We start from the raw sequence: 7,686 nt of genomic DNA, 5'->3' as shown, positions 1-7,686 counted from the left end.
CAGCCGAAGGGGCCCTTCAGCCCCTCGACGTTCGGCAGGAGCGCGTCCTCGCCCACCTCGACGCCGTCCATCACGATCTCGCCCGTGACGGAGGCGCGCAGGCTGAGTTTCCCGCCGATCTTGGGCGCGGAGAGGCCGCGCGTGCCCTTCTCCAGCACGAAGCCCCGGATCTTGCCGCCATGCGCCTCGGACTTGGCCCAGACCACGAAGACATCCGCGATGGGGGAGTTCGAGATCCACATCTTCGCGCCGTTCAGCACGTAGCCGTCCGCGGTCTTCCTCGCGACGGTCTTCATCCCCGCCGGGTCGGAGCCCGCATCGGGCTCGGTCAGGCCGAAGCAGCCGACGAGTTCGCCCTTCGCGAGGCCGGGAAGATACTTCTGCCGCTGCTCCTCCGATCCGTAGGCGTGGATCGGATACATGACGAGCGAGGACTGCACCGACATCATCGAGCGGTAGCCGCTGTCGACCCGCTCCACCTCGCGCGCGACGAGGCCATAGGTCACGTAGCCTGCGCCGAGGCCGCCGTATTCCTCCGGGATCGTGACGCCCAGAAGACCCATTTCTCCCATTTTGGCAAAGACTTCCGGCTCGACCTTCTCGTGCAGGTAGGCCTCGCTCACGCGCGGCAGCAATTCGCCTTGCGCGAAGCTGCGGGCGCTTTCGGCGACCATGCGCTCGTCCTCGGAAAGCTGGTCGCCGAGGTGAAACGGATCGGCCCAGTCGAACGGGGCCAGCGAAGGTCCGGTATGGCGGCTCTGACCGTCGGGCATGTGGTGTCTCCTTCCAACGCCACCAAGACATAGCAAATGCGGTCCGGCTTCAACCCCGGCGCGCCTGCGGGTCGCAGGGCAGGCGGGTCTTGGCCCTTGCCGGGCCGCGCGCGATGCCGTTTCCTTGCCGCGTCGCAGCATGCGGGAAAGGGCAGGACATGAAAGGGCAGGACATGGGCGGACCGAGGCGTCACTGGCGCGAGATGACGACGCGCGACTTTTCGGAGGCCGATACCTCCGGCTGGATCGCCGTCCTGCCGATCGCGGCGATCGAGCAGCACGGGCCGCACCTGCCCGTGGGGGTCGACGCGCTGATCGCCGAGGCGATGGTCGCGCGCTGCGCCGAGGCGCTGCCCGAGGACCTTCCGGTGACGTTCCTGCCCGTGCAGCAGGTCTGCAAGTCCAACGAGCACATCGCCTTTCCGGGCACGCTGACGCTCGACTGGGAGACGGCGATCCGCTCCTGGCTCGCCATCGGGGACGGCGTGGCGCGGGCGGGCCTGCGCAAGATGGTGATCGTGACGAGCCATGGCGGCAACGTCGCACCGATGGAGATCGTCGCGCGCGAACTGCGCCAGACCCACGCGATGACGGTGGCGACGACGGCCTGGACGCGGCTCGCCGCCTCGCGCGTCTACACCTATCCCGAGGGGCCGATGGTCGACATCCACGGCGGGCTTTCGGAGACCTCGATGATGCTCGCGCTCTATCCCGACCTCGTGCGGATGGAACGGGCGGAGGACTTCGCCAGCGCGCAGACCGCGCTCCGGCAGGGCTCGGCGAAGCTCGGCTTCCACATGGCGGAGGCGAATATCGGCTGGCTGTCGCACGACCTGAACCCCAAGGGCACGGTGGGCGACGCCTCCTCCGCCACGGCCGAGCTCGGCGCCGCCGACATCGCGGCGCAGGTGGAGGGGTTCGTGGCGCTGATGCACGACATGGTGCGGGCGCCGGTGCCGTCGGCCTGAGGGGCTGTGGATGGAATCGCGGGCTGCGGGCTTGTGAAAAACGGACGTGGATCAACGGATAATCCCGGAGATATCCCCGGAATTTTTTCCGTTATGGAACCGAAGCCCGGTCGTCCTCGATCAGCTCCGGAATCCGCTCGCGGAAGCGGAAGAAGCCGTGGGTCGCGTGCGCCCAGGCGGCCCGGTCCTCGGGCCTGAGCACCCGGACGAGGGCGATCCCCCGCGCCGCGAGCAGCCGCTCGAGCCGGTCGAGCGCCTCGGCCGTCGGACCCACGGGCGCCCAGGCGGTGACGACCTGCGCGAGGCCCGCGCCCGCCGCCCAGTCGGCCACGGCCGCGGGCTCCGTCGCGTCGGGGCCGCGCGCGCCGAGCCGTCCCGCCCAGCGGGCTCGGGCGTCCTCGACCGCGCCGCGCGCGAAGGCGGCGGCGATGTCGGCCACGGGGCGGGGCGAGCGGCCCGCCGTCGCGAGAAGCGTCGCGTGGGCCGCGACCTCGCCCCGTATGGCGCGGAGCAGGAAGGCGGGGCTCAGGTCCTCCTCGGTCAGGAGGACGCCGGTGGCGAGGCCCGGCGCGGGCGTGCCGCCTTCGGGCACCGGGCCGGGTTTCGGCGGGGCCGGTCCCGGGACCGGCTCGGGCGCCTCGTCGAGGAGGCCCGCGGGGTTGAACCGCCCGCCGGTATACCGGGCGATGTTCTCGGCCCGCGCGACATAGTGCTTCCCCGGCGTCTGGATGCCCGCGACCCAGCGCCAGCCGAGCGTGTTCGAGGCCGGGTCGCCGTCGGCGAGATGGCGCAGGAACCAGTCGGCCCCGGCCTCCCAGGGCAGTCGGAGCGTGAAGATCCAGATCGAGGCGGTCCACATCCGCGCGTGATTGTGGAGGTAGCCGCTCGCGGTCAGTTCCCGCGCCCAGGCGTCGAAGCACTCGATGCCGGTGCGCCCCGCCTCGGCCTCGGCGATGCGGGGCGCCAGATCGCCGCCGAGCGCCGCATCCCGGCCGCGCAGGTACTCCGCCCAGACCGCGGGCCGACGCTCCAGCCAGCCCTTCCAGTAGGTGCGCCAGAAGACCTCCTGCACGAACTTCTCGGCCGCGGCGGGCCCGTGCCGGCCAAGCACGGCCTCCAGCACCTCGGCCTCGGTCAGGAGGCGATGGCGCAGCCAGGGCGAGAGGCCCGAGACGGCGGGATGGCCCTCGTCGGGGCGGTCGTGGTTGCGCCCTGCGGCATAGGCGCGCCCCGCCTTCGGCAGGAAGCGCGCGAGCCGTTCGAGGCCGGCGGCGCGCGTGGGTTCGAGGGGTCCGATCATGGCGCGGGAGCTAGGCCGCAGGCGTCGCGAGGAAAGCCCGCGTTCACCGCTTCGGGCCTGCCGCCCTTGCAGCCCCCCTGTGGCGCCACTAAGACTCTCACGACAGTGCGGCGTATCACCCGAGGCAGGCGACCATGAAAGACCCCATCGATCTCTACATGAACATGCTGGTTCCCATGGTCGTCGAGCAGACCAGCCGGGGCGAACGCGCCTACGACATCTTCTCGGGGCTCCTGAAGGAGCGGATCATCTTCGTCTCTGGCCCCGTGCACGACGGCATGTCGAGCCTGATCGTGGCGCAGCTCCTGCACCTCGAGGCGGAGAACCCGTCGAAGGAAATCTCCATGTACATCAACAGCCCCGGGGGCGTCGTGACCTCGGGCCTGTCGATCTACGACACCATGCAGTACATCAAGCCCAAGGTCTCCACGCTGGTGGTCGGCCAGGCGGCCTCGATGGGCTCGCTCCTGCTGACGGCGGGGGAGAAGGGGATGCGCTTCTCGCTGCCCAACAGCCGGATCATGGTCCACCAGCCCTCGGGCGGCTACCAGGGCCAGGCGACGGACATCATGATCCACGCCCGCGAAACGCAGAAACTTAAGGATCGCCTTAACCAGATCTACGTTAAGCATACGGGCCAGTCCTTCGAGGCGGTCGTCGAGGCGCTCGAGCGCGACAATTTCATGGATCCCGAACAGGCCAAGGACTGGGGCCTGATCGACGAGATCGTGGAAAGCCGCGGCGCGGCGGACGCGGCGAAGGGCTGATCCCTGGCCGGGCCATCACAGGCCGGTCATGTCGGGAAATTGACGATTGTGGTGGCGCCGGGGCTGAACTAGGCTGGCCGGAACACGATTGGTTATAGACGAGGCGAGGGCGATCGCGCCCCCGCGACCACCCGTTTCAGGGCCCGAAAGGGAAGACGATATGGCAAGTTCATCCGGCAGCGACTCCAAGAACACGCTCTACTGCTCGTTCTGCGGCAAGAGCCAGCACGAGGTGCGCAAGCTCATCGCCGGACCGACGGTGTTCATCTGCGACGAATGCGTCGAGCTCTGCATGGACATCATCCGGGAGGAGACGAAGACGGCGGGCCTGAAGTCCACCGACGGCGTTCCGGCGCCCAAGGAGATCTGCGACGTCCTCGACGACTACGTGATCGGCCAGATGCACGCCAAGCGCGTGCTCTCGGTGGCGGTCCACAACCACTACAAGCGCCTGAACCACGCGGGCAAGTCGGACATCGAGCTGGCGAAGTCGAACATCCTGCTGATCGGCCCGACCGGCTGCGGCAAGACGCTGCTGGCGCAGACGCTGGCGCGCATCCTCGACGTGCCCTTCACCATGGCCGACGCCACCACGCTGACCGAAGCCGGCTACGTGGGCGAGGACGTGGAGAACATCATCCTCAAGCTGCTCCAGGCGTCGGAATACAACGTCGACCGGGCGCAGCGCGGCATCGTCTACATCGACGAGGTCGACAAGATCACGCGCAAGTCCGACAATCCGTCCATAACCCGCGACGTGAGCGGCGAGGGCGTGCAGCAGGCGCTCCTGAAGATCATGGAGGGCACCGTCGCCTCCGTGCCGCCGCAGGGCGGGCGCAAGCATCCGCAGCAGGAATTCCTGCAAGTGGACACGACCAACATCCTCTTCATCTGCGGCGGCGCCTTCGCGGGCCTCGAGAAGATCATCGCGCAGCGCGGCAAGGGCTCGGCCATCGGCTTCGGCGCGGACGTCAAGGACAACGACAGCCGGGGCGTCGGCGAGCTCTTCAAGGAGCTCGAGCCCGAGGATCTGCTGAAGTTCGGCCTGATCCCCGAATTCGTCGGCCGCCTCCCCGTCATCGCCACGCTGACCGACCTCGACGAGCCAGCGCTCGTGCAGATCCTGACCGAGCCCAAGAACGCGCTGGTCAAGCAGTACCAGCGCCTCTTCGAGCTCGAGGACGTGAAGCTCAAGTTCACCGACGACGCGCTGACCGCCATCGCCAAGCGCGCCATCGCGCGCAAGACCGGCGCGCGGGGCCTGCGCTCGATCATGGAGGACATCCTGCTCGACACGATGTTCGAACTGCCGAGCGCCGAGGGCGTGCAGGAAGTCGTCGTGAACGAGGAGGCCGTGACCTCCGAGGTCAAGCCGCTGATGATCTACGCGGAGCGGACCAAGGACGGCTCGGCCACGGCCGGCTGAGCCTCAGCGCAGCCAGAGCTTCTCGCGCTTCAGCGTGTTGCGGATCACCTGTTCGCGCCGCGGCAGGGCCGCGCGGTCGAAGAGGCCGCGCGCCTTCCCGCCCTTGCCCTGGTAGACCATCCGCTTTATCGGCTCGTGCGCCTTGAGGACCTTCTTGACCCGGTTGGGCGCCGCCACCGCCTCGAGCGTCTCCACCACGCGGTCCGCCTCCCGCGCATAGAGCAGCGGCAGGAGCCGGTAATGGCAGCTGTGGCTCCCGTCGAGCCATCCCGGTGGCAGCGCATCCCGCCCGCCGCCGAGCGCGTGGATCACGAGCGGCAGCGCCACCTGGTCGAGCCAGGGGTCGAGCGGCTGGCACACCAGCTCGGGCGGCGGGTCGTCGCGGATCGCGAGCGCGTAGTCGAGGAAGAGGCGCCCGAACTCGCGCGGGCAGCGATGGTAGAAGAACCCCGCGTTGAAGTAGAGGTAGCGCCGCCAGTATTCGTCTGGCTGCGCGAGGTCCAGCGAGCCCTCGAAGTCGAGGCCGAAGCGGTCGTAGAGCGATTTCCAGATCGCCGTGTAGCCCGGCCCGTAGAGCTCGATCCGCGGCCAGGTCCCTTCCACCCGCCGCGAGGCGGAGGGCCGGTCGAAGTCGAAGGGCACCTCCGAAAGATCGCCGAGGATCAGCGTGTCGCTGTCGAAGAAGACGAAGGGCTCGCCCTCGGGAAGGGCGGCCAGCAGCTCGATCTTGTTGCCGTAGGGATAGCTCTCGCCGAAATGCGGGGTGTCGAAGGGCAGGATCTCGGCCCCGAACTCGGCCAGCAGCGCGCGCACGCCCGCGTCCGAGATGCGGGGATCGCGGCTCCAGCGCGGGCCCGGCTGCGGCTCGGCCACGACGAGGCGGCCGGGAAAGTCGGGCATCGCGGCGCGGAAGGAGGCGCAGAAGAGCGCGGCCTCGTATTGCAGGCGCCCGTCCTGCGCCACAACGACGACGTTGAACGCCGTGCGGCCGGTCTGCGTCGGGGTCCGTTTCCTGCTGGCCATGGCTGCCCGTACGTCGCGGTATGCCCCGCCTTTGCCGCCTTATAGCGCGGGCCGCGGCGAGGCGCCAACGCGCTCTTCATCGCCGCGCCCGGAAAAGTGCCTGCAATCCAGGCATCATGGCAGGGCCTTCGCCCTGGATCTGCCGTACCAACTCCCGACGACGGCCAGACCGACGCAGCCGACCGGTCGGAGCGCTGGAGGGGGTCTCTTTCAGGAGGAGATGGTGGGCGACCCTGGAATCGAACCAGGCATGGGTCTCCCCGGCGGAGTTACAGTCCGCTGCCGCACCTTGCAGCACGTCGCCCGACGCGAGGGGGTGGATAGCCCCGCGCCCATGGGGCGTCAACAGGAAATCCCGGCGCTCCCGGCGCCGCGCGGGCTTTCCTTCGGCCCTCCCGCCGCGTAACCCCTTGGCGTGGCATGGAGGGACCGACGTGAGCAAGAAACCCGCCTGGATCATCGACAAGGAGCGGGGCCGCAAGGCCTCCGCGGCCGAGACCGTGTGGCTCTTCGGGCTGCACGCGGTGCGCGACGCGCTGGTCAATCCGCGGCGCGAGAAGCTGCGCCTCGTCGTCACGCGGAACGCGGCCGACCGGCTGGGCGACGCGCTCGCGGGCATGGGCGCGGGGCTCGAGCCCGAGATCGCCGATCCGCGCAGGTTTCCCGCGCCGCTCGACCCCGGCTCCGTCCACCAGGGGGCGGCGCTCGAGGTCCGGCCGCTCGACTGGGGACGGCTCGAGGATGTGGCGCTCGGGTCCGCGGCGGCGCGCCTCGTCCTGCTCGACCGCGTCTCCGACCCGCACAACGTCGGCGCCATCCTGCGCTCGGCCGAGGTCTTCGGCGCCGCCGCCGTCATCGCACCGGCCCGCCACTCGGCTCCCGAGACGGGCGCGCTCGCCAAGACGGCCTCGGGCGCGCTCGAGCGGCAGCCCTACCTGCGGGTGCCGAACCTCGGCAACGCGATCGAGACGCTGAAGGACATGGGCTACCTGGTCGTCGGCCTCGACGGCGAGGGGCCGGTCGGGATCGGGGAGGCGGCGGAGCGGGCGGTGGGCCGGCCCGCCGCGCTGGTCCTCGGCGCGGAGGGGCCTGGGCTGAGGGAGCGCACGCGCGAGCTCTGCGACATCCTCGCCCGAATTCCCGCCGCGGGCGCATTCGGCTCGCTCAACGTCTCCAATGCGGCGGCGGTGTCCCTATATGCCTTCACGAGCGCACGCGCGCGGGCGGAGACGGAGGGCTGATGCCGCACCAGATGAAGATCGCGACCTGTTCCTATTGCGGGCGCAGGCAGGCGCTGCGGATGACCGCGCGGGGCGGGCACGAGCTGGCCTGCGGGTCCTGCGGCGCGCCGCTCCACGAGATGAAATGGCTGAAGGCCGACCGCGACGAGGCGGCGGTCAAGCGCAGCCCGCGCCAGCCCGCGCCGCAC

7 protein-coding genes, 1 tRNA gene and 1 pseudogene are annotated in these 7,686 nt (G+C 69.9%); 5 read left to right on the top strand and 4 right to left on the bottom strand.

Features of this window, described 5'->3' with window-relative positions; genetic code table 11:
* The coding region (locus ACTS11_RS01255) for an acyl-CoA dehydrogenase family protein (RefSeq protein WP_442638540.1) at window positions 1-773 on the bottom strand (773 nt) is incomplete at its 3' end.
* Between the two features lie 158 nt (window positions 774-931).
* Between ACTS11_RS01255 and ACTS11_RS01250 the strand changes: the two genes are divergently transcribed.
* A complete protein-coding gene (locus ACTS11_RS01250; protein WP_442638539.1) occupies window positions 932-1,741 on the top strand; it encodes a creatininase family protein in 810 nt (269 codons plus the stop codon).
* 91 nt (window positions 1,742-1,832) lie between these two features.
* Here the strand turns inward: ACTS11_RS01250 and ACTS11_RS01245 are convergent, their stop codons facing one another.
* Entirely contained in the window at window positions 1,833-3,041 is a 1,209-nt protein-coding gene (locus ACTS11_RS01245) for an FAD-binding domain-containing protein (RefSeq protein ID WP_442638538.1), read from the bottom strand.
* 134 nt (window positions 3,042-3,175) lie between these two features.
* On the opposite strand from ACTS11_RS01245, the gene ACTS11_RS01240 reads away from it, so the two are divergent.
* Window positions 3,176-3,808, top strand: a complete 633-nt coding sequence (locus tag ACTS11_RS01240) for an ATP-dependent Clp protease proteolytic subunit (RefSeq protein ID WP_442638537.1) — start codon at window positions 3,176-3,178, stop codon at window positions 3,806-3,808.
* A gap of 160 nt (window positions 3,809-3,968) precedes the next feature.
* Window positions 3,969-5,234: an ATP-dependent Clp protease ATP-binding subunit ClpX gene (clpX, locus tag ACTS11_RS01235; RefSeq protein ID WP_442638536.1), complete on the top strand. Its 1,266-nt coding sequence runs from the start codon at window positions 3,969-3,971 to the stop codon at window positions 5,232-5,234.
* 3 nt (window positions 5,235-5,237) lie between these two features.
* On the opposite strand, the gene ACTS11_RS01230 is transcribed toward clpX, so the two are convergent.
* Both ACTS11_RS01230 and ACTS11_RS01225 read right to left on the bottom strand, forming a co-directional pair.
* Entirely contained in the window at window positions 5,238-6,257 is a 1,020-nt protein-coding gene (locus ACTS11_RS01230) for a hypothetical protein (protein WP_442638535.1), read from the bottom strand.
* Window positions 6,258-6,478: 221 nt separating this feature from the next.
* A tRNA-Tyr gene (locus ACTS11_RS01225) sits at window positions 6,479-6,562 on the bottom strand.
* Window positions 6,563-6,691: 129 nt separating this feature from the next.
* Here ACTS11_RS01225 and ACTS11_RS01220 point away from each other — a divergent pair.
* Window positions 6,692-7,498 (top strand): TrmH family RNA methyltransferase, encoded by an 807-nt coding sequence (locus ACTS11_RS01220; protein WP_442638534.1) that lies wholly within the window; start codon window positions 6,692-6,694, stop codon window positions 7,496-7,498.
* Window positions 7,498-7,686 (top strand): annotated as a pseudogene (locus ACTS11_RS01215) (hypothetical protein); the annotation flags it as partial. The gene ACTS11_RS01220 and the pseudogene ACTS11_RS01215, both read left to right, overlap by 1 nt.

Origin of the sequence: Roseicyclus sp. (genome assembly GCF_052168335.1) — a bacterium.
In the GTDB taxonomy this organism is placed as follows: Bacteria; Pseudomonadota; Alphaproteobacteria; order Rhodobacterales; family Rhodobacteraceae; genus Roseibacterium.
This window is presented reverse-complemented; position numbering and strand designations above follow the sequence as displayed.